Raw genomic sequence first — 21,289 nt, 5'->3', positions numbered from 1 at the left:
TCATATTATATAACGGAAATGGGAAGGTTATTTTTAACCTTCCTTTTTTTCTTTTTTGCATAAAAAAATAATATAATGGATATCCATTATACTATTTTTTATTAACTGTCTATTTCCCGACAGCCCCTTTCTAATTTAACTTTTAGTAAAAGTATATTTTTATCTTCTCTTATCATTTCTTTTATGGAATCTGGATTCTGATAGTTATAGCCAACTTTTACAGAATCCTTTTTTGTGCAATGGATAATTTTAACTCCTTTTTCTCAGTTTTGCAAATTAAAAAATAACTTCCAGATAGATTTTAATTAAATAAAAGGATTTTGTAGATTAAAGCAGAAGTACATATATATATACTTCTGCTTTAATGTTTGGAGGAGAGGAAGAAATGGAAGCGAGATTCTTGTCAATTATAATGATACCACTGTATTTACTGTTAGGAATGTTTGGTTATAGGACTGATGTAGAAGTTGAACCACATAAACAAAATATAAACGGCAGTAAAATAGATGAGTATTCTGATACAGAAGCTGTAGATAAAAAGAAGTCAGCAGAAATGGATAATAAATCCGAAGAAAATAAGGACATATCTGGATTCATTCCAAAAGGATGGCATTTATTAGATACTTCTGGCGACTCAAAAGTTGAAGGGGATTTGAATGGTGATGAAATAACAGATATAGCTTTTGTTATTGAAGGAGATAAGGAAGAGGAATTGGGGGCACCAAGAACATTAATGATTATAACTGGAAATCCAGATGGTACATATACGTTAGCTGCTAAAGGGGAAAAAGTGATATTAAGGAAATACGGAGGGGGAATTATGGGAGATCCTTTTATGGGGTTAAGTATAAATAGAGGTTCATTGTTAGTTGGTCATTATGGTGGTAGTGCCTGGAGATGGGGAAAGTCATATAGGTTTAGATATGAAGGTGATGGATGGTATTTAATCGGTGCCACTGAGGATTGGTTCCATGCAGTATCAAATAGGGGTAAAAAATATGAGGATATAAATTTGTTAACGGGAGATTATAAAATGATAGAAACAGATGACAATGGTGTAGAAAAACATACAGAAGGGAATAGAGGAAAGAAAAAGCTTGTTAATTTAGTAGATTTTGATACAAATGGAGATCGACAGTTTTAACTAAGGAGGAACATACTTGAAAATAATAACTACAGTCGTAATAATCATTTTAGTATATTTATTAATTCTATTTGAACGAAGAATGAATATTAAAAAGCTACATACCAAAATACGAGAACAATTTGGGAAGAAACCTATAAAAAGAAAGTATAAATGGAAAAACATTGGTTACCACTGGAAAGAATATAAAAACACAATATCGAAGGATGAAAAGATAGATAATATAACATGGAATGACTTGGAGATGGATAAAGTATTCTCTAGAATAAATAACTGTAATTCCTTTGTTGGAGAGCAGATACTGTATTCTATTCTTCATTGTCTTCCTAAAAACAGTAAAAATAGAGACTCATTAGAGAGAAAGGTTTCATTTTTTACAAATAATGATGGAGAAAGAGAAAAAATACAGTTTTTACTGGCTGGTCTTGGAAAGGATAGTAGGGCTTATTATTTGCCTAAGTTTATGAACAACTTAGACTCACATAAAATTTCAGGTATAACTATATACCGAATAATGCAGATACTATTAGTTTTATCAGTTTTGCCAGCAATTATTTTTCAAAATCTAAATTTTCTTTTTATTACCGTAGCCATATTTGCTATAAATATGGCCATATATGCCATAGGTAAATTTAAGTATGAAGTTAACATGGATATGCTTAAAGGTATAATAGGTGTTATAACTATTAGTACTAAAATTGCTAATACAAAGAAATTATCATATGGGGATGAATTTGTTAGTTTAGGAAGAAAAGCTAAAACATTTAAAAAATTATCAAAGAAGATTGGGTTAATACAAATGAAAAAGGAAGCTTCCTATACTGGTGATATTCTAGGCTTGCTATATGATTATCTAATTGGAGCTACTTTATGGGATTTTACAAGTTATCATAGGATTTTAAAGACGTTGAGATTTAGACAAGATGAATTTATGGATTTATATAAAATGATAGGTGAAGTTGATATGGCCATAACCATAGCTTCTTTTAGAAAAAGCTTGCCTTTATATTGTACCCCTAAATTTACTGAAAATAAGGGTCTATATATGAAGAAAATATATCACCCATTGATTGATGAACCTGTCTGTAATACGATAGCCTTAAATAATAGCTGTATTATTACTGGCTCAAATGCATCGGGAAAATCTACCTATATAAAGGCAGTTGCAATAAATGTTATTCTAGCCCAAAACATTAACACCTGTATGGCTGAGGAATTGACATTACCCCATGGGCAAGTTATTACTTCGATGGCTGTTAGGGATGATCTAATGTCAGGGGAAAGTTATTATATCAAAGAAATTAAGTATTTGAAAAGGATTATTGAAAATCTAAGTAAAGATAGACTAGTTATATGTGCAATTGATGAGATATTACGGGGAACCAATACAGAGGAAAGAATTGCAGCATCAGCTGCTATATTAAGGTTTCTACACAAAAAGAACTGTATTGTCATTGTGGCTTCCCATGATATTGAGTTAACACAAATATTAAATAATATATATGATAATTATCACTTTACGGAGCAAATGAAGGAAGAAGATATAACCTTTGATTATAAGATATATCAGGGGGCATCAAATTCAAAAAATGCCATAAAACTTTTAAAGCATATAGGTTTCCCAGAGGAAATAATTACAGAAGCACAAAAACGTGCTTGAGCCCGTTTCTATCTATTGCAAAAGAATTGACAAAGCATATTGAGTATATGAATAGCAGTATCAACACACTGCATAAGTATTTGAAGGATTAATTAAAAAATATATGTTATTAATTGATTTAAATCACAGAAAAATATATGATCTCTTGATATAATCTCTTTTATGAATATTGATAAAAATAAGGAGAGTTATATATGGAAACTTGTAAAAATTGTGGAGTAAAATATAAGCCCTGCTGAGGAGATAATGTTTGCCCAGTTTGTGGTGAAGAGAATTAGTGGGTAATAAAAAGATAGGGATTAAATCTATATCTAGATATAGATTTAATCCCTATCTTTTTATTTATATTTGATATTAGAAAATCAGTTTCACATAGTAGAATCTTATAACTCAAAGCATAGCTAGAGCTTTCTTAATATTGAAAAAAGTAATATAATATAGTTAGAATTGGGTATTTATTAATTATATAAGTCGCAATAATAGAAAAGGGGCGGTATATATTGGTTATTAAAGATATTATTAAAAAACAAAGAGACTATTTTAATAACGGAAGAACTAGGGACGTAGACTTTAGAATAGAGCAACTTAGATTGTTAAAGAAAACTATAAAAGATAATGAGGATAAAATATTAAATGCATTAAATAAGGATTTGAAAAAGTCCTATTTTGAAGGATATGAAACGGAAGTTGGAATTTTACTAGAGGAGATAGACTATACTATAAAAAAAGTTAAGTCTTGGGCTAAAAGTAAACGGGTAAAGACTCCCATAACCCACTTTTTATCTAGAAGTTATATACATCCTGAACCCTATGGAGTAGTTTTAATAATGGCTCCTTGGAATTATCCATTTCAGCTAACTATAGCACCACTTATAGGGGCCATAGCGGCGGGGAACTGTTCCATATTAAAACCTTCAGAATACTCAAATTATACATCGGAGATTATTTATAATATTATAAAGGAAAATTTTGATGAAGGGTTTGTAGCTGTAATAAAAGGGGGGAGAGAAGTCAATGAAAAGCTTCTTAATGAGAATTTTGACTATATATTCTTTACAGGAAGTATCCCCGTGGGGAAAATAGTTATGGAGGCAGCTGCTAAAAACTTAACTCCAGTTACTTTAGAGTTAGGTGGCAAGAGTCCTTGTATAGTGGATAAAGACATTGATACCAAGTTAGCAGCTAGAAGAATAGTGTGGGGTAAGTTCTTAAATGCAGGGCAGACCTGTGTAGCTCCAGACTACTTATTAGTACATGAAGACACTAAAGATAAATTAATTAAAGACATGAAAGAAATTATAAATGAGTTTTATGGGGACAATCCTAAAGAGAGTCCCGATTATCCTAGGATTATAAACAAAAAACATTTAGATAGATTGTCTAATTTATTAAACAGTGGAAACATATTGGTAGGTGGAGAAACTGATAAAGAGAGCTTATATATAGAACCGACTATTATAGATAATGTTTCGTGGGAAGATTCAGTTATGGCAGATGAAATATTTGGTCCCATATTACCTATTATTGAATACAGAAATATTGAAGAAGTTATAGAAATGGTAAATAGTTATTATAAACCTTTAGCTTTGTATTTATTTTCAAATAATAAGTTAAATATTGATAAAATAAAAGGAAATATACCCTTTGGTGGAGGGTGTATAAATGACACTATAGTACATTTAGCTTCTCCTTATATGCCCTTTGGAGGAGTAGGGAGTAGCGGTATGGGGTCATATCATGGTAAGGCTAGCTTTGATACCTTTAGTCATAAAAAGAGCATATTAAAAAAGTCAAATTTATTTGATATTAAACTGAGATATCCGCCATATAAAAATAAGTTAAATATATTAAAAAAGCTTATGAAATAAACTATTATTTTTTAAAATCAATTTTTTGATTATTCAAAATAAACAATTAACAATACAAGGGGGAAATAAAATGGATTCTTTAGAAATAGTACGTCAAGTGGTAGATGAAACATTAAGAAAACAGAAAAATAAAAAGGTAAGACGATGTGGATTCGTTCATCTTTATGGAGTTTCAATGACAAGTAACTTAATAGCTATTAAGAGGGGGTTAGACCCTAAACTAGCATCAACTGCTGCAATGCTACATGATATTTGGAATTATAAAGTAGAAAGTACTGATGACCATGCCATGTTAAGTTCAGTAGAAGCTAAGAATATATTAAAACAATTGGAGATATTTACAAAGGAAGAAATTGATATTATATGTGGAGCTATTTTTAATCATAGTGATAAGGGTAATATACATAAAGAATATGATGAGCTACTAAAGGATGCAGATGTATTACAACATTATTTATATAATGTTTCCTTTGATATTAAAGAACATGAAAAGGATAGGCTAAGGAAAGTGCTGTTGGAATTAGATATAGAGTTAGAAAATCTATAAATATGAAACATATTTACCTTGTTATCGTCTAAATAATATAGGACTTTATAAATAAGATGTTTAAAAAGAAAAATTGTGGTATGTATATAACAAGGAGGTATTTTTCATATGAAGAAACAAATAATAACAGGAGTTTTAGTATTGGGTTTATCGATGTCAATTGTGGGTTGTGACACAGATGGTACAGATGAACCAAATAATAGTGGTAATCAACAAGAAAATATCGAACAAGGAGAGGAACAAGAAGTGAAATATGAGTTTGTAGGAGATATACCTGACAATTTAATTGAGACCATAAATAATATAAAAAACTCAAAGGGGTATAAAGTATTAGAGGAAGATGATGATGGCACCATAGTTTATATAGGTGTGGGGGAGAAGCCTACAGGAGGATATAACATAGAAGTTGAAAAAATAGATAAAAAGAATGATACTATAAATATAGAAGTAAAAGAGATTTCCCCTGGCCAAGAGGATATGGTCACTCAAATTTTAACTTATCCTTCAGTAGTATTAAAGATTAAAGATGAATTTGAGAACATAAAAGTAACAAATAGCAAAGGAGAAAGCTTTGAAAAAATAGAAACTAAAAGTTAAAGACGACCTTAAGGTCGTCTTTACTATTGAAGATATTTCATTTGTTCTTCACGGTGTTTTTGTTTTTCCTTTGTAAATTTAATAGTTGCAGGGTCCATATGACCTTCATGGTGACGAAGGTAATTTTCTGTATAGTGATAGTTTCTTTTAAGGTGCTTTGCTTCATCGCTATTATTATGACCCTGTATAATTAACTCTTTTAAATGTTCAATTTTCTTTTCTCTATCCTTCTGTAAGTCTAGGGTGTGTTTTAATGATTCAAGTTCAGATATATCGGAATGCTGTTCTAGATGTCTATCGGTACGGGTATGCTTTTCCATAAGGTGCAATAGTTCATTTATCCTTCGTTCATTTGTTTCCTTTATATTAGTTTTAGTATCAATATTTTTATCAATATGAGCCATAAAAATCCTCCTTAAATTAAGAAGTAATATTATTATTACCAATAGAGAGTAATAAATACTATATAAAAATTCAATTAATTATAAAATAATCAATCTAGAGTTTATAATTAAATATTAACTAATATATGGATTAATAAGTTTATATTATTAAATTTAAATGTTATAATTACAGTAACAAAATGCTAATAGGGGGATTAAATGAATGACAAAAAATGGACTTATAATTTTAATTGGATTTTTAGGAGCTATATTAATGTATGACGGAATAAAACGCACAAACAGTGAAGGTTTTTATAAAGAATCTAGAAGATTTAAATATTTACGTTGGCTTATACCCTTTGCTATTCCACTGGAAAATGTTTTATCGATAGAATTTTATATTTTTCCCATAATCATTTTTATAATCATAATAGCAGTACTTATATATTCATATTTTAGCAAAAAACAAGTTACTATATATAATGTGTCCCATGAGATGTTGTTGGATTCACTGATAGAAACTTTTGAAGATAATAATATTAAATATAAAAAAATTGATGAGAAATATATAAAAATAGAAAACTCAAAGGCTAATGTGGAAATAGAACCTAAAATATCCCATGATACCTTTGATGTTATATTTAGAAGATTCGAAAAAGCCGATGAGGAACAAATACTTAAAATATTGGATGAAAAAATACTAGAAAAGAGGAAGGAACCTGCTAAAAATAAAGGTTTTATAGAGACTATTTTAGGAGTTGTATTAATAATAACCGAGGTAATAACATTATATTCTTAAAAAATAAAGGTTCAAATTATAAAATGAAAACAATAGAAATATCAATAAAATAGGTATATGGCCTGATGGAAAATAGGACTATATACCTATTTTTTATCGAAAAAAAAGGGAAAATGTAGAACACTGTAGAAAATTAACAAATGTGAGAATTTTAAAAATCTATACACTATAGTGAATAAAGTTGTATAGAAATATAAGTTTATTACACAGGGAGGTGATTTTAAATATATATCTACAAAAAATGATGAAAGAAGGGCGGGAATGTAGTAATGAAAATAAAATTAAAGGGCAAGTTGATGCTTAGTTTTTTTCTATTAATATCTATACCTATTATTGTACTTGGAATAATTTCTTATAATCAAAGTTCTAATTCATTACAAAGTACCATTGAAGAACAGCTTAAAAATGAGACTGGGTTAGTAGCTAAAAATATTGATTTAACTATAGACTCACTAATGAATTATATAGAGATAGCATCATCAAATGAAACTCTGAAAGAGGCTATATTAAATGATGGCTATTTATATAGAGAAAAAGCTCACAATTACTTAAATACAATCCAAAAAGATCATAGTGATATTATTGAAAATATAGCTGTCACTAATGATAATGGAAAGGTTATCACAATAAATAGTGGTGTGACTAGTGATTTAGATCTTTCCGATAGGGACTATATTAAAAATGCATTAGATGGAAATGAAGGAATTAGCAATGTTTTAATATCTAAAGAGACCCAGAATGAGGTTGTGGCTGTATCTCTACCAATGAAAGACAAGGGAAAAATTATTGGAACATTATTTGCCACTATGAAATATGATGTTATTACTAATCATGTTAAAGATATAAAGATAGGAAAAGGTGGATATGGTTTCATGGTAGATAAAGAGGGATTAATAACCTATCACCCAGATAATAATAAGGTGATGAAGGAAAAGCTTACTGATTTAAATAGTCCTTCATTAAATAAGATATTTAAAAAGATGGCATCCGGGGAAACAGGAGATGGATTTTATACATTTGAAGGAATAAAAAAATACTTAAGCTATCATCCAGTGGAGAACTGGATTGTGGCAGTTACTGCCAATTATGATGACTATATGTCCAGTGCTATAAATATAAGGAATACTACAATAATTATAGCAATAATATCAGTGATTATGGCAATGATTATTGCCTATATAACTACAACTAGAAATTTCATTAAACCTATAAAAAATCTACAAGCTTCAATGGAGAAGGCAGGAAAAGGAGACTTGACTGCTAATGTTATAATTAATACGAAAGATGAAATGGAGAGTTTAGGGAACTCCTTTAATGGGATGTTGGAAATGCAGTCTAAAGTTATAGGACAAGTCAAAGAGTTTTCCCAAACATTAACAGCTTCTTCCCAGGAGTTAGCTGCATCATCAGAAGAAATGAGTGCATCATCAGAGGAAATAAGTGCCAGTATAGAGGAAGTATTTAATAACGCAGATAGTCAGAACAACCATACTATAGATATATCTAAAGCTTTAGTTCAATTATCCAGTTTAGTTCAATTAGCTAAAAATAAGGCTATAAGATCAAATGAGAATTCCACTGAAACTTTTAATACTGCTGAAGTGGGAAGGGAGAAGGTTAAAAAAACAGTAGAGTCTATGAACTCTATAAGTTATAGTACCAATGATACGGTGACGACATTAAAAGATTTAGATAGCATTGCAAATGAAACCAATTCTATTGTAGATGTTATTAATTCGATTTCAGAACAAACCAATTTATTAGCTTTAAATGCTTCTATAGAAGCGGCAAGAGCTGGGGAACATGGTAAAGGCTTTGCTGTTGTGGCAGATGAAATACGAAAATTATCAGAGGAAACCAATAATGGAGCCAATAGGATTTCTGAGTTGTTAAAGGAAATGATAACACAGGTTAATAAATCTGTAAGAACAATAAACTCAGTAAAAAAACTTGTTGATGATGGAGTGGTGGTTGCAAATGAAACTGATGAAGCCTTTATAGATATTATAGAGGCTGTTAAAGGAACTGTAGAAGGTATTAAAGAAATAGTTAACATTACAGAAGAAGAAGTAGCTACATCCGATGAAATAGTTAACTTAATTAATGATGTATCAACTATGGCGGAAAGTACTGTAGATACAAGTAAAGAGGTGGCAACTGCATCAGAGGAGCAGGCAGCAGCAACGGAAAACCTAGCAGCAACAGCAGAGGAAAATAGTAGTATAGCTATGAGCTTAGATAGTTTAGCCCAGGACTTTAAAATAAGAGGTGATAACCATGGAGAAAAGGAAAGAGGTTAAAATAGTTTTGCCTGAGGAATTTGTAATTGATGAAATAGAAGACTTTAGACAAAGGACCAACGAATTATTTGAAGATGGCATAAACAAAATAACAGTAGTTTTATCTCAATGTAAATTTATGGATAGTACAGGCTTGGGGGTATTGATGTCGGTACATAAAAAATGTGTATCAAATGGGGGGAGATTAACCCTATCTTCTATTAAAGATCCAAACGTAAGAAAAATATTTAGATTAACAAGATTAGATGAGGTGTTTAATATAGAATAGGTTTTAATGGTTTATTTTATATTTTTACTAATTGGGAGATATATTTCCCAATTAGTATTTTTTTGCAGACTTTTATCCATTTATATCGTATATATATATTAAAGGATATATCATATGGTTAGTTTTAAGGGGGATTTAGATGGAGTCTTTAGCTAAAAATATATTAAAAGAAGATATAAATGAATTTCATTTATCAGATAGATTTATAAATGATATGAAGTTAAGATATGAAAAATTATGGTGGCAAGTAGAAGGTACCTGTTTACCATTTAGTCGTATATATGATAATAGAGAAAAAAAGAAAAATAAAAAAGCTATTAAAAAAGCTATTAATAAATTATCTATGGAAATAAATAGAATTAATCAACAGGAAATGGATAAAGAATTGGTAACTAATAATATAAAAGAAATTATTAAGAATTTTTTTCAAGATATATTAGATTATGATGAGAAAAAAATTGATATAATTTTTAATAGAGGCTATATGGAAACCACAAATGAATTCATAAAAAGAACAAAAGAGTTTGAACCCGATATAAAAATAGAGGACATCTTTCAAGCCATAAGAAATGTTTGGATTGCAAATAGTATTCAAATTTTTCTTGGTGAAGATGTAAGGTTATCAGATTCAATTTTTGGTTATAGTATGTTATATCCATATTCAGATAATTATTTAGATGACCCAGATCTTTCTATAGAGGAAAAAACAAAGTTTAATAAGAAGTTTAGTAAAATGTTAAGGGGTAAAGAAATAGGAATAAATAATAAACATGAAAAAGATGTGTTAAAGTTAGTTAGACTTATGGAAAAGCAATATGATAGATTAATATATAGGGATGTTTATACTAGTATATATGCTATACATGGGGCTCAGAAAAAAAGTGTTTTACAACAATATGGACAAGTAAGCCCATATGAAAGAAATATTATAGACATAACTTTTGAAAAGGGTGGTACATCGGTATTAGCAGATGGATATTTAGTTAGTGGGAGACTTTCAAAGGAAGTTGCAGAGTTCATGTTTGGATATGGAGTTATATTGCAATTGGCTGACGATTTACAAGATGTAAATGAGGATTTTAAAAACAGCCACTGTACAATTTTTTCTCAAGTGGCAAAAAAATGGCCTCTAGATAAGCTAACCAATAAATTGATTAATTATATAAATAAGGTCCTAGATTCAGCTGAATTTATAACCACAAATAATGGTAAAGTAATAAAGGAGATTATAAGGGAAAACTGTTATAACTTGATTTTTATGGCCATATATAAAAATAAGGGGTTGTATACCAGAGAATATATAAAGAGTATAGAAAGATACTCCATGTTATACTTTAGAGACTATAAAAAAATTGAGAAAAGCTTTAAAAAGCTATATAAATCATTTGACAATGAGTCATTATATATAATAAAGGATTAAGGAATTAACGTGATTTTTTACAATCTAGAAATATATAAAGGAAAATTAGTTAGAATATCGAAATAATAATAGTATGAGAGAAAAAACAAAGTAGGATGGTGATTATATGAATAAAGATTTCTTTATAAACAACAGAAAAAAGGTTAAAGATACACTAGAAGATAATTCAATATTAGTTTTATTTTCAGGGGAAGCACCCCAAAGGTCGGCAGATCAACCGTATAAGTATACAATCAATAGACATTTTTACTATCTAACGGGATTGGAAAGACAGAAGTTTATATTAATGATTACTAAAAAGAATGGAAAGCTAGATGAAAACTTATTTATAGAAAAACCAAATCCTCAACTTGAAAAGTGGATTGGTAGAAGAATGAGAAAGGAAGAGGCTAAAGAAATATCAGGTATTGAAAAAATACAGTTCATAGAGAACTTTGAGGCTTTCTTTAATGGCATGTTGTTAAGAACTAGTTATGATAATGTTTATTTAGACCTAGAAAGAAGGGGCTGGAGTGTACCAAATACTGCCGCGATAGATTTTGCAAATAATGTAACTAATAAATATCCATACTTAAAGATAATAAATGCCTACAACATGATTTCTAACTTTAGAATGATAAAGTCAAAAGAAGAAATAGAAAAAATGAAAGAGGCAGTAGCTATAACTACTAAAGGTGTAGAAAGCCTAATGGAAAATTCTAAGCCAGGAATGATGGAATATCAATTGGAAGCATATTTTGACTTTGAGATAAAAACTTTAGGTGCAAAGGAACATGCATTTAAAACAATTGCAGCTGCAGGGAAAAATGCCACTGTGCTTCATTATGAAGAAAATAATTGTGAAATGAAGGATGGAGACTTAATTCTTTTTGATCTAGGAGCTGAATACGAAAATTATTGTGCCGATATCAGTAGAACTTTCCCTGTAAATGGTAAGTTTACTGATAAACAGAAACAATTCTATAATATAGTCCTTAAAGCTATGGATGAAACCATAAAAGCTATAAAGCCAGGGGTTCCATTTAAAGAGTTAAATAATATTACCAAAAAAGTGTTAGCCGATGAATGTAAAAAGATTGGTTTAATAAAAGAAGATTCAGAAATTGCAAAATACTACTATCATGGAGTAAGTCACTTTATAGGATTAGACACCCATGATGTTGGAGATTATGATACTGAGCTGAAGCCTGGTATGGTATTAACTGTAGAACCGGGATTATATGTTGAAGAGGAAGAGATAGGGATAAGAATAGAAGATGACATATTGGTTACTGAAGATGGTTATGAAAACTTATCAAAGGGTATGATAAAGACAATAGAAGAAATAGAAAAGTTTATGAGTAAATAAAATTGAGGGACTTAGGAGTCCCTCAATTTTATTTATATAGGATGGATCTTTCAGTTCTATTTTGATGATTTAGAATGGGCAATTCTTGCACATGCAGCTGCTGCTATGCCACCAACTAAATCATCTAAGAAAGTATGTACTTGATTAGTCATTTTGCCCTTTTTATCTATTTCTCCTACTATACCCATTTTCATTTTATCTATATAGCCATAGTTAGTAAAACCAATTGACCCATAAACATTAGTTATACTTAGGGCCAATATTTCATCTATACCATATAGGGTTTCATCTTTCTTTATTATAGAGAGCAGTGGTTCATTTATTTGCTCCTTTTCTGCTAAAATATCAAGCTCTATACCTGTTAATATGGCATTTTGAACTTCTCTTTTATCTAGAACTTTATTTACGTTATAGATAGCATCATCCATATTCATATTAACATAGTCTTTTTGAAGTTCATAGACTAGCTTTGCAATATCTTCTATTTCCACGTCTCTCTCCTTTAATTTTTTTACCACTATCTCTTTCATAGCATCCTCCTAAACTAAGTGAATATTTTCTATTTAGTCTTTTGAAATTTCTAAAGGTATATATATAGTAATATGTTATAATTAGATTAATAATTCATGAAACTCATTTTAAAGGAGGAGAGTTAATTGGGAAAATTATTTTTTTATAATGGAAATATATTAACTATGAATGAAAAAAAATCCGTCCAGTCAGTAGTAGTAGAAAATAATAATATTACTTTCTGTGGAGATTATGATAAAGGCTTAGAGTATATAGATGACAATACAAGGCATATAGATTTAAAAGGAAAAACTTTGTTGCCAGGATTTAATGATAGCCATATGCACTTACTTAGCTATAGTATGACAAAACATAAGGTGGATTTATCTGATTGTAAGTCCATAAAGGAAGTACAAAGTAAGATAAAGGAATTTGCTAAAAAAGAAAAGGATGGTATATTTGGTGACTGGATTTTAGGTCATGGATGGAATCATGAAAACTTTGAGGAAAAAAGATTATTAACGAAGGAAGATATAGATGAGGTTGTAAATGATAGGCCAGTATTTTTAGCTAGAGCATGTTATCATATATGTGCAGTTAACTCAAAGGCTTTAGCTAGGGTTAAGATAGATAAAAACACTAAAGCACCTGAAGGTGGTAAGATAGATAAATCGAAGGTTACAGGGGAGCCTACAGGAATACTTAGAGAGAATGGTCTATATTTAGCATATACCAATATACCTATTACAGATGATGTGGAAAAAATAAAAGAACTTATTACTTCTGCTATAGAAGATGCAAACAAGGTAGGTATTACATCAATACAAACCGATGACTTTTCCCATATAAAAAATTATAAAAATATTATTAAAGCATATGAAGAGTTAAATAATGAAAATAAATTGAATGCCCGAATGAATCTTCAAATGTTATTTCCTAATTTAGAAGAATTAAAAAGCTTTTTACAAACAGGAGTAACAACAGGGGATGGGGATGAATTTTTAAAGTATGGCCCGTTAAAGGTATTGGGGGATGGTTCCCTAGGTTCTAGAACAGCTGCATTAGAAAAACCTTATAATGATGACGAAACTACCGACGGAGTTTTAATACAGACCGATGATGAGTTAGAAGAAATATTAAAAACAGCTTATAACAGTGGGCTTCAATTGGCTGTTCATGCCATAGGAGATAGATGTATGAATCAAGTTTTGGATACATATATAAAGCTTAATAAAGAAAATCCAAAGGAAGATCCAAGGTTTAGAATAATCCATAGTCAGATATGTTCAGAAGAAATTTATAACAAATATTTAGAAGTGGATGCCATAGCAGATATTCAACCCATATTTATGAAAACTGATATGTATATGGCAGAAGATAGAATAGGTAGTGAAAGGATGAAAACAAGCTATTGCTGGAAGACTATGCTAGATAAGGGGATAAAGCTTAGTGGAAGCTCCGATGCCCCTGTGGAATCATTTAATCCTTTATGGGGCATTTATAGTGCCATTACAAGAAAGGATTTAGAAGGAAATCCAAAGAGCGGATGGTATAAAGAAGAAAGGCTTGATTTATATGAAACCCTAGAGTTATTTACAAAGAATTCAGCCTATAGCACCTATGAAGAAGATATAAAAGGAATGATAAAAGAAGGTATGCTAGCAGATTTAGTGGTTTTATCAGAAGATATAACCCATATAGAGGTTGACAACATAAAAAACATAGATGTGGAAATGACAATAGTAGATGGAGAGATTGTTTATAAGAGAAAATAAGGGGAAGATTATTAATTGGTTTGTATTCTAAGTATATTTAGACAAAGTAAGTAGAAATGGTAGCCATTCCGCAGGATTTGTGAAAATATAGAATAAGGGAGAAAATCGCTTGAATTCCACTGTTTGAGCATAGCGAGTTTGGAATTCTATTTTCGACCGTTTCTATATGTTTTCCAAATCCGAGGACTGGCGGACATTTCTACTTACTTTGTCAATACTCTAAAGAGTAATTTTACCCTTATTTTATTTTTTCTCCTATAAGACTTAAAGCCTTTTTTATACATTGACTTATATTTTCAGGTTTGCTTCCGCCACCTTGGATTATTTTTTCATTGCCTCCTCCATTACCATCGATAATATCAGCAATGGAGTTAAATATTTCTGTCATATCTAAGTCGATATTATCAGACCTTCCCATAATTATTTGACATTTATCATGTTGCTTATTACCAAAAACAACTATAGAACAATCTTGATTTAAGATCTTAGATAATATAATTCTTATATCATTAAAATTTTTATTATCAAAAATATGATAAACTATTTTAATATTATTATGGATAGGAGCATTTGTTAAAAAGTTGTCCACTTTATGATTTTGGATTTTTTCTTTATAATTTTTTATTTGTTTAAGTAGTTGTTTATTTTCATTATATATTCTATTTACAGCATCAAGGCTTTTGTTATCTTTTATAGATAATAAATTGGATATGGCATTAATCTGGTTATTTTTCCAGTAATAGTCGTTTAAAGCCCGATTACCACAAACAAACTCAACTCTAACATTACCCTTGTATTTTTCCCATCTCCTAATTTTAATTAAACCTACTTCACCAGTACCTCTATGATGGGTTCCAGAACAGGGAGAGAAATCAATATCATTTATCTCAACTATTCTAATATTATTATCAACTGAAGGAGGTTTTCTTAAAGGAAATTTATCAATATCAAACTTATTGATTATGTAAGTTTTTATATCAAAATTTGAAAATATAATTTCGTTAGCAAACCGTTCTACCTTCTTAATTTCATTGTTGTTTAAAGTGGGTAATTCAATATCAATATAAACAAAGGAACTTCCTAGATGAAAACCTACAGTGCTAGCTCCATAAAGTTTATTAAAAGCAGAGGATAGTATATGTTGACCGGTATGTTGTTGCATATGGTCAAATCTAGTGTTCCAATCTATAGATAAATTAACTTTTTTGTCTCCAATGTCCTTTGATAGAACATGAACAATATTATCTCCTTCTTCATAAACATCTTTAACCTTAACACCATTTATGGTACCTGTATCCTTTGGTTGACCTCCTGATAAGTGAGGATAGAAGATAGTTCTGTCTAGGATTATATGATAGTTATTATCTATATGTTTTTTGCTGTATACATTGGCTTTTATTTCTTTTAAATATGGATTATCTAAATAAATCTTTTTAGTCATAGCCTCACCTCTTTATAACTCATATTCTAGATTATATTCATCGGCCATTTCAACCATTCTTTTTTTGAACTTTGTGATATGCTTTCTCCCCTCTTTAAATAGTTCATTAGACTTATTAGTCTTTTCTTTGTTTTTTTCTTTGATACCCTCTTTTAATAAAGTAAAGGCCTCTAGCTGCATATTGGCTCCTTTAGTGTACATTTCGTTGAGACTTTCAACTTCTTCAGTTTCAACAGCTATTTTTTCTAAATTCTCTACAAAATCTTTATAATTAGGAATAATAGTTTTAACCAAGGAATTATATAGAGTTTCATATTTATAGTCCTCTTTTGAAATAATACTAGAATATTCCTCAATAGCCTTTTCCTCTAACTCCATAATAGGGGGTAATTGACTATTAAAATAGTTTAATAAATCGTCTTTAACTGGACTAGAACATCCACTTATTAAAAGTATAACACAGAAAATTATAACAATATATTTTTTCATAATGGCCTCCTTATATAAAAGTTCTTAACTTAATTATAGTTTATATTAAGTTTTTTTTCTAGAGTAAATTAGAATAGGAAAGATGAATGAATAGTATATCGATAAAGGAATTTGACATATATTGTATATAATGCTATAATGAAAGATACCGAATTATACTCTAATCTTTTAAAATTCATTTCAAAATTCAACTCTTATTAATCGAGTATATTTTTCAAAAGCTTTTATAAAAATATATTTTTTTCAATGAAATGGGCAATTATATTGCTTTATTTTGTATACACAATACTGTAAACTTAAAATATTTGAATATTCAAAAAAACAATAGTAGGGAGGAATGCTGATGATAGAAAATATGTTAATGGATAAAAGACATGTTTCTTTAGAGCGAGCAAAGGAGTTAAAAAATAAAATTAAAGATTACTTAGATGTGAAGGATCAAATACCAATTGGACTAAAATTAGAAAGGGAATTCCAAAAATCTAAGGAAAAGATATTATCGATTTTGGAAGGAACAGAAGGGGATTGGGAAGATTATAGATGGCAACTATCTAATAGGATAAAGGATATTGAGACTTTAAGTAAAATAATTAATTTAACTGATGATGAAAAACAAAGGATAAAAAGGGTTTCTAAAAAATATAGATGGTCAATATCCCCTTACTATGCCAGTTTGATAGGTGGAAATGATAAATATGATCCCATAAGATTGTTATCAGTTCCAACGGAAGGGGAGATTACAGATAAGTGTACTGATATTGATCCTATGTCTGAAGAATATACTAATCCTGCAGGCAGTATAACAAGAAGATATCCTGATAGGCTTATAATAAATGTTACAAATGAATGTGCAATGTACTGTAGACATTGCCAGCGGAGAAGAAATATAGGAACTAAAGATCAACAAAAGTCAAAAAGTGTTATAAAAGAATCAATTGACTATATAAGAAAAAATAAAGAGATAAGAGATATATTGATAACAGGGGGAGACCCCCTTACATTACCCACTCATAAGTTAGAATGGATATTAAAAGAATTAAAGAAGATAGACCATGTAGACTATATTAGAATAGGTACAAGAACACCAGTAACTATGCCCCAAAGAATTACAAACGAGTTAATAGATATGTTGAAAAAATATCACCCTATTTATATAAACACCCATTTTAACCACCCTAAAGAAATAACTGAAGATTCGAAAAAATCCTGTGAAAAGCTTGCTAATGCAGGGATTCCATTAGGGAATCAAGCTGTTTTATTAAATGGAATAAATAATGATAAATTTGTTATGAGGTATTTAAACCAACAGTTATTAAAAATTAGGGTTAGACCTTATTATATTTTTCATGCTAAGCATGTTGCTGGGACTAGCCATTTTAACACATCAATAGACGATGGCATTGAGATTATGGAATATCTAAGGGGGTATACCTCTGGAATGGCTGTACCAACCTATATAGTTAATGCGCCTAAAGGACAAGGAAAGACTCCTATATTACCCCAGTATTTAATCTCCAGGGGTAAAGATCATATTATGATTAGGACTTGGGAAGGAAAGACTATAAAGTATGAAAATTATCCTACAAGGGATATAAAGGAACTTATATAAAAGAAGAATCCCTAAGGATTCTTCTTTTGTGCAGGAAATCATAAATATGACTTTGCTTTATATATATGATAAAATCTATGTATATACTGATGATAAAAAGGTGGTGGGGAGATATGGTTTTTGATAACTATATTAGAGAGATACCTATATTTAGTGGTATAAGTGATAAGGAGTTAGACAAGATAAAAAAAGTAGCTAAAGAAAGATTATATAAAAAGGGAAATATTCTTTTTAGCGAAGGGGATAGGGGGAACTCTATTTTTATAGTAAAGCATGGAAAGGTTAAAGTATATAAAACATCAAATGATGGTAGAGAGATTATATTAGATATAAAGGACGATGGAGATGTTATAGCAGAAGTGGTATTATTTAGTGATATAGCCTATCCTGCTACTGTTGAAGCAATTGAAGATACCAAGGTTTATGTTCTAAAGAATAAAGATATTGAAGAAATAATCCGTAATAATGCAGAGATAGCCTTAGAAATGATAAAGGTTCTTAATAAAAGATTAAAGGAAGCCCAAAAAAAATTAAAGAATATGGCATTAGATGATACATATGCTAGAATGATAAAGATACTACTTCAATTGTGTGAAAAATATGGGTTGCAAGAAAGTGGGAAATACAAGTTGGATTTAAAATTAACAAGGGAAGAATTGGCTAATTTAATAGGTACTTCAAGGGAGACTGCAAGTAGAATGTTAAATAGATTAGATAATGAAAATCTTATAAAAATAAGAGGTAGAGATATTATTATTTTAAGTAAATCTAAATTAAAAAAATGGGTGTAATGTTTAATACGTAAAGATAAGTTCCTTTCTTAACTGTAAAGATAATATAACATATAATGATAATATAAATATTATATAAAAAACAGGTATAAGATACTAATAATTGGCAATAATTCAAATAGTATTGATTTAGGGAGGAATAAAAATGATCTTTATCAAAAAAATACTTGCAGATTTAATGGAATTTGTAGAATTTTTTAAAATGAAATATAAGTATGATCAAAGGGGAGTATTAAAAAAATATAGATTAAAATATGGATTAAATAAAAAGTTAAGTGAAGATATGTGGTGTGAACTTTTCACTGAAAAATCGGCTTATAATTATTGTGCTAAGTTTTTGCTAATAAAATTTTGGGAAGATAATAATAAAATATCATCTAAAATAAATATAGAAGGGTTAAAAAAATGGAATGAGCTTGTAACTAATATAAACTCTTCTTACAGCAAATTATATGATATATCAGAAAATGATATATTAGAATCAGAAGAAATGAAAGAGGCTTTTAGAAAAAATGACTATGATATCTATACAATAGACGATGAGTTGGCAGTATTTATTATTGATAGACTAAAAAAATATGATTTTAAAGGATACAATTATAGCATATTATATGAAATTTTTAATAAATTATATAAAAAAGAAAAAAGATCGGGTATAAACCTACAATATTTTTATAAACCGGCAAATGCCATAGAATATATATTATCATTAAATAAAAGTGAAGAAAAACTAGGATAAAAAGGATGGTAACACTATCACCTTAGTTTGTACAAGTATATTTGTACAAACTAAGGTGATTAACGTTACTATCTTTTTTTGATATGGGAAAATTAATGCTATATGTTATAATATAAATAAAGATTATGTAGACTTTTAGGAGGTATTGCTTGATGAAAAAATTTGAATACAAAATAGTAAACTTTAGGACAAAGGGTATGGTTAATATGGTATTAAGTAAAGAGCATGAAGAAAAGTTAAATGACCTAGGCGAAGAAGGTTGGGAACTAGTGGCTATAGATCGTGCTAAAAATCCTAGAAATATAATGACAGTTTTAAAGAGAGAGAAGAGATAGTATGTTTCTTTTAAGTGACAAGAATATAGCGGTGACTAATTTAGTAGATAAAATTTCAGGAGTTTTTTTTATTTTTTTGGGAGTAATTATTATTTTAATAACTATAAATAGATTGCTAAAGAAAAAATAGATAAGTTATTAGCTGGGACTGGATATATTCGATTCAGTCCCAATATCAAAATGTATTAACAAATTGTAAGATATATTTAACAGTTGTTTAAATTTTAATATGGAAATATTTGATATAATAATAATAAATATTCTAAAAATTTAGAATATATAAAGGGGTGTTAAATATGGAAATAAAAAACATACAAAATATTTCAGAAGATATTAAAAAAAATATTCAAAGAGTCATAGTGGGAAAGGATAATGTAATTGATTTGATGATTACGTCTATGATTTGTTCTGGACATGTACTTTTAGAAGATGTTCCTGGATTAGGTAAAACAATGTTAGCTAAAGCCTTAGCTAAATCTGTGGATAGTTCATTTAAAAGGATTCAATTTACTCCAGATTTGTTACCGGCGGATTTAACTGGGGTTAATTTTTACAATCAAAAAACAGGAGATTTTCAATTTAGACAGGGTCCTATAATGAGTCAGATAGTATTGGCTGATGAAATAAATAGGGCTACTCCGAGAACTCAATCAAGCTTATTAGAGGCCATGGAAGAACACCAAGTATCAGTGGATGGAAATACATACAAATTGGACGAACCATTTTTTGTAATAGCTACACAAAATCCCGTTGAAACCGGTGGAACATTTCCATTACCAGAGGCCCAATTAGATAGATTTTTTATGCAGTTATCAATGGAATATCCTGACTTTGATGAAGAGTTACTAATATTAAAAAGGTTTAAATCCGATAATCCCATAGGGGAATTAAAATCGGTTGTTAAGGCTAGTGACATCATAGAGGCTAGGGAAAGCTTTACACAGGTATATGTAGATGATGAAATAATTAAATATATACTAAAAATTGTAAGATCTACTAGAAATCATGATGAGATAGAACTAGGTATAAGTCCCAGGGGAAGTATGGCATTGTTTAGAGGAGCTCAAGCCTATGCGGCGATTAATGGTAGGGATTATGTTTTACCAGATGATGTTAAGAAACTTATTAAACCTATATTCATTCATAGAATAGTTTTAGGTGGATATGCATCGGTAAATGGAAGAACAGTGGAAGATATTTTGACTGAGATCGTATCTAAAATCAATACTCCTGTTGAAAATATTAAAGCTATATAAAGGTATGATA

General features: G+C 29.4%; 20 protein-coding genes. 16 read left to right on the top strand and 4 right to left on the bottom strand.

The genetic code is table 11. The features are described from left to right. Window positions 1-385 precede the first annotated feature (385 nt). The 5 genes from V6137_RS01780 (at window position 386) to V6137_RS01760 (ending at window position 5,816) form a co-directional block, all read left to right on the top strand. Window positions 386-1,144 carry a hypothetical protein gene (locus V6137_RS01780; RefSeq protein WP_425446159.1) on the top strand — a complete coding sequence of 253 codons (759 nt, stop codon included), beginning with the start codon at window positions 386-388 and terminating at the stop codon, window positions 1,142-1,144. Between the two features lie 16 nt (window positions 1,145-1,160). Then, window positions 1,161-2,804 (top strand): MutS-related protein, encoded by a 1,644-nt coding sequence (locus tag V6137_RS01775; protein ID WP_425446158.1) that lies wholly within the window; start codon window positions 1,161-1,163, stop codon window positions 2,802-2,804. A 500-nt stretch (window positions 2,805-3,304) separates the two neighbouring features. Next, window positions 3,305-4,672 carry an aldehyde dehydrogenase gene (locus V6137_RS01770; RefSeq protein ID WP_425446157.1) on the top strand — a complete coding sequence of 456 codons (1,368 nt, stop codon included), beginning with the start codon at window positions 3,305-3,307 and terminating at the stop codon, window positions 4,670-4,672. 70 nt (window positions 4,673-4,742) lie between these two features. Beyond that, complete coding sequence (locus V6137_RS01765; protein ID WP_425446156.1) at window positions 4,743-5,219, top strand: HD domain-containing protein; 477 nt, start codon at window positions 4,743-4,745, stop codon at window positions 5,217-5,219. A gap of 108 nt (window positions 5,220-5,327) precedes the next feature. Further along, window positions 5,328-5,816, top strand: a complete 489-nt coding sequence (locus V6137_RS01760) for a protease complex subunit PrcB family protein (RefSeq protein WP_425446155.1) — start codon at window positions 5,328-5,330, stop codon at window positions 5,814-5,816. 23 nt (window positions 5,817-5,839) lie between these two features. Here the strand turns inward: V6137_RS01760 and V6137_RS01755 are convergent, their stop codons facing one another. After that, window positions 5,840-6,220, bottom strand: coding sequence for a hypothetical protein (locus V6137_RS01755; RefSeq protein ID WP_425446154.1), 381 nt, complete (start codon window positions 6,218-6,220; stop codon window positions 5,840-5,842). A 202-nt stretch (window positions 6,221-6,422) separates the two neighbouring features. On the opposite strand from V6137_RS01755, the gene V6137_RS01750 reads away from it, so the two are divergent. From V6137_RS01750 to V6137_RS01730, 5 genes are all read left to right on the top strand, one after another. Further along, complete coding sequence (locus V6137_RS01750) at window positions 6,423-6,998, top strand: hypothetical protein (protein WP_425446153.1); 576 nt, start codon at window positions 6,423-6,425, stop codon at window positions 6,996-6,998. A gap of 269 nt (window positions 6,999-7,267) precedes the next feature. Then, the gene (locus V6137_RS01745; RefSeq protein WP_425446152.1) at window positions 7,268-9,298 is read left to right on the top strand and encodes a methyl-accepting chemotaxis protein; all 2,031 of its coding nucleotides are present in this window, start codon (window positions 7,268-7,270) and stop codon (window positions 9,296-9,298) included. Further along, window positions 9,276-9,566 carry an STAS domain-containing protein gene (locus tag V6137_RS01740; RefSeq protein WP_425446151.1) on the top strand — a complete coding sequence of 97 codons (291 nt, stop codon included), beginning with the start codon at window positions 9,276-9,278 and terminating at the stop codon, window positions 9,564-9,566. The genes V6137_RS01745 and V6137_RS01740 overlap by 23 nt, the downstream gene beginning before the upstream one ends. Before the next feature lie 139 nt (window positions 9,567-9,705). Continuing rightward, the gene (locus tag V6137_RS01735; RefSeq protein WP_425446150.1) at window positions 9,706-10,986 is read left to right on the top strand and encodes a hypothetical protein; all 1,281 of its coding nucleotides are present in this window, start codon (window positions 9,706-9,708) and stop codon (window positions 10,984-10,986) included. A gap of 106 nt (window positions 10,987-11,092) precedes the next feature. Further along, window positions 11,093-12,334: an aminopeptidase P family protein gene (locus tag V6137_RS01730; protein ID WP_425446149.1), complete on the top strand. Its 1,242-nt coding sequence runs from the start codon at window positions 11,093-11,095 to the stop codon at window positions 12,332-12,334. A 56-nt stretch (window positions 12,335-12,390) separates the two neighbouring features. On the opposite strand, the gene V6137_RS01725 is transcribed toward V6137_RS01730, so the two are convergent. Beyond that, complete coding sequence (locus V6137_RS01725) at window positions 12,391-12,864, bottom strand: phosphatidylglycerophosphatase A family protein (RefSeq protein WP_425446148.1); 474 nt, start codon at window positions 12,862-12,864, stop codon at window positions 12,391-12,393. Window positions 12,865-12,990: 126 nt separating this feature from the next. On the opposite strand from V6137_RS01725, the gene V6137_RS01720 reads away from it, so the two are divergent. Then, window positions 12,991-14,619 (top strand): amidohydrolase, encoded by a 1,629-nt coding sequence (locus V6137_RS01720; RefSeq protein ID WP_425446147.1) that lies wholly within the window; start codon window positions 12,991-12,993, stop codon window positions 14,617-14,619. 238 nt (window positions 14,620-14,857) lie between these two features. Here the strand turns inward: V6137_RS01720 and V6137_RS01715 are convergent, their stop codons facing one another. Both V6137_RS01715 and V6137_RS01710 read right to left on the bottom strand, forming a co-directional pair. After that, the gene (locus V6137_RS01715; protein ID WP_425446146.1) at window positions 14,858-16,060 is read right to left on the bottom strand and encodes an alanyl-tRNA editing protein; all 1,203 of its coding nucleotides are present in this window, start codon (window positions 16,058-16,060) and stop codon (window positions 14,858-14,860) included. Window positions 16,061-16,072: 12 nt separating this feature from the next. Then, complete coding sequence (locus V6137_RS01710; RefSeq protein ID WP_425446145.1) at window positions 16,073-16,549, bottom strand: hypothetical protein; 477 nt, start codon at window positions 16,547-16,549, stop codon at window positions 16,073-16,075. A 343-nt stretch (window positions 16,550-16,892) separates the two neighbouring features. On the opposite strand from V6137_RS01710, the gene eam reads away from it, so the two are divergent. The 5 genes from eam to V6137_RS01685 all read left to right on the top strand — a co-directional run bounded on the left by eam (window position 16,893) and on the right by V6137_RS01685 (window position 21,279). Continuing rightward, on the top strand, window positions 16,893-18,158 hold the full coding sequence (eam, locus tag V6137_RS01705) for a glutamate 2,3-aminomutase (protein WP_425446144.1): 1,266 nt from the start codon (window positions 16,893-16,895) through the stop codon (window positions 18,156-18,158). Between the two features lie 65 nt (window positions 18,159-18,223). After that, window positions 18,224-18,949, top strand: coding sequence for a Crp/Fnr family transcriptional regulator (locus tag V6137_RS01700; protein ID WP_425446143.1), 726 nt, complete (start codon window positions 18,224-18,226; stop codon window positions 18,947-18,949). 145 nt (window positions 18,950-19,094) lie between these two features. Then, window positions 19,095-19,688 carry a hypothetical protein gene (locus tag V6137_RS01695; RefSeq protein ID WP_425446142.1) on the top strand — a complete coding sequence of 198 codons (594 nt, stop codon included), beginning with the start codon at window positions 19,095-19,097 and terminating at the stop codon, window positions 19,686-19,688. Window positions 19,689-19,840: 152 nt separating this feature from the next. Further along, window positions 19,841-20,023 (top strand): DUF4177 domain-containing protein, encoded by a 183-nt coding sequence (locus tag V6137_RS01690; protein WP_425446141.1) that lies wholly within the window; start codon window positions 19,841-19,843, stop codon window positions 20,021-20,023. A gap of 287 nt (window positions 20,024-20,310) precedes the next feature. Next, window positions 20,311-21,279, top strand: a complete 969-nt coding sequence (locus tag V6137_RS01685; protein WP_425446140.1) for an AAA family ATPase — start codon at window positions 20,311-20,313, stop codon at window positions 21,277-21,279. Window positions 21,280-21,289: the final 10 nt, after the last annotated feature.

It is taken from the genome of Dethiothermospora halolimnae, assembly GCF_037577855.1.
Lineage (GTDB): Bacteria > Bacillota > Clostridia > Tissierellales > VENL01 > Dethiothermospora > Dethiothermospora halolimnae.
The sequence above is the reverse complement of the archived record's forward strand: the minus strand, read 5'-3'. Positions and strand labels throughout refer to the sequence as shown.

What these genes read in the sequence shown, in the direction of transcription:
- V6137_RS01780 (WP_425446159.1), top strand. Translation starts at nt 386, where the DNA reads ATGGAAGCGAGATTCTTGTCAATTATAATGATACCACTGTATTTACTG.
- V6137_RS01765 (WP_425446156.1), top strand. Translation starts at nt 4,743, where the DNA reads ATGGATTCTTTAGAAATAGTACGTCAAGTGGTAGATGAAACATTAAGA.
- V6137_RS01760 (WP_425446155.1), top strand. Translation starts at nt 5,328, where the DNA reads ATGAAGAAACAAATAATAACAGGAGTTTTAGTATTGGGTTTATCGATG.
- V6137_RS01755 (WP_425446154.1), bottom strand. Translation starts at nt 6,220, where the DNA reads ATGGCTCATATTGATAAAAATATTGATACTAAAACTAATATAAAGGAA.
- V6137_RS01750 (WP_425446153.1), top strand. Translation starts at nt 6,423, where the DNA reads ATGACAAAAAATGGACTTATAATTTTAATTGGATTTTTAGGAGCTATA.
- V6137_RS01745 (WP_425446152.1), top strand. Translation starts at nt 7,268, where the DNA reads ATGAAAATAAAATTAAAGGGCAAGTTGATGCTTAGTTTTTTTCTATTA.
- V6137_RS01740 (WP_425446151.1), top strand. Translation starts at nt 9,276, where the DNA reads ATGGAGAAAAGGAAAGAGGTTAAAATAGTTTTGCCTGAGGAATTTGTA.
- V6137_RS01735 (WP_425446150.1), top strand. Translation starts at nt 9,706, where the DNA reads ATGGAGTCTTTAGCTAAAAATATATTAAAAGAAGATATAAATGAATTT.
- V6137_RS01730 (WP_425446149.1), top strand. Translation starts at nt 11,093, where the DNA reads ATGAATAAAGATTTCTTTATAAACAACAGAAAAAAGGTTAAAGATACA.
- V6137_RS01725 (WP_425446148.1), bottom strand. Translation starts at nt 12,864, where the DNA reads ATGAAAGAGATAGTGGTAAAAAAATTAAAGGAGAGAGACGTGGAAATA.
- V6137_RS01715 (WP_425446146.1), bottom strand. Translation starts at nt 16,060, where the DNA reads ATGACTAAAAAGATTTATTTAGATAATCCATATTTAAAAGAAATAAAA.
- V6137_RS01710 (WP_425446145.1), bottom strand. Translation starts at nt 16,549, where the DNA reads ATGAAAAAATATATTGTTATAATTTTCTGTGTTATACTTTTAATAAGT.
- eam (WP_425446144.1), top strand. Translation starts at nt 16,893, where the DNA reads ATGATAGAAAATATGTTAATGGATAAAAGACATGTTTCTTTAGAGCGA.
- V6137_RS01700 (WP_425446143.1), top strand. Translation starts at nt 18,224, where the DNA reads ATGATAAAATCTATGTATATACTGATGATAAAAAGGTGGTGGGGAGAT.
- V6137_RS01695 (WP_425446142.1), top strand. Translation starts at nt 19,095, where the DNA reads ATGATCTTTATCAAAAAAATACTTGCAGATTTAATGGAATTTGTAGAA.
- V6137_RS01690 (WP_425446141.1), top strand. Translation starts at nt 19,841, where the DNA reads ATGAAAAAATTTGAATACAAAATAGTAAACTTTAGGACAAAGGGTATG.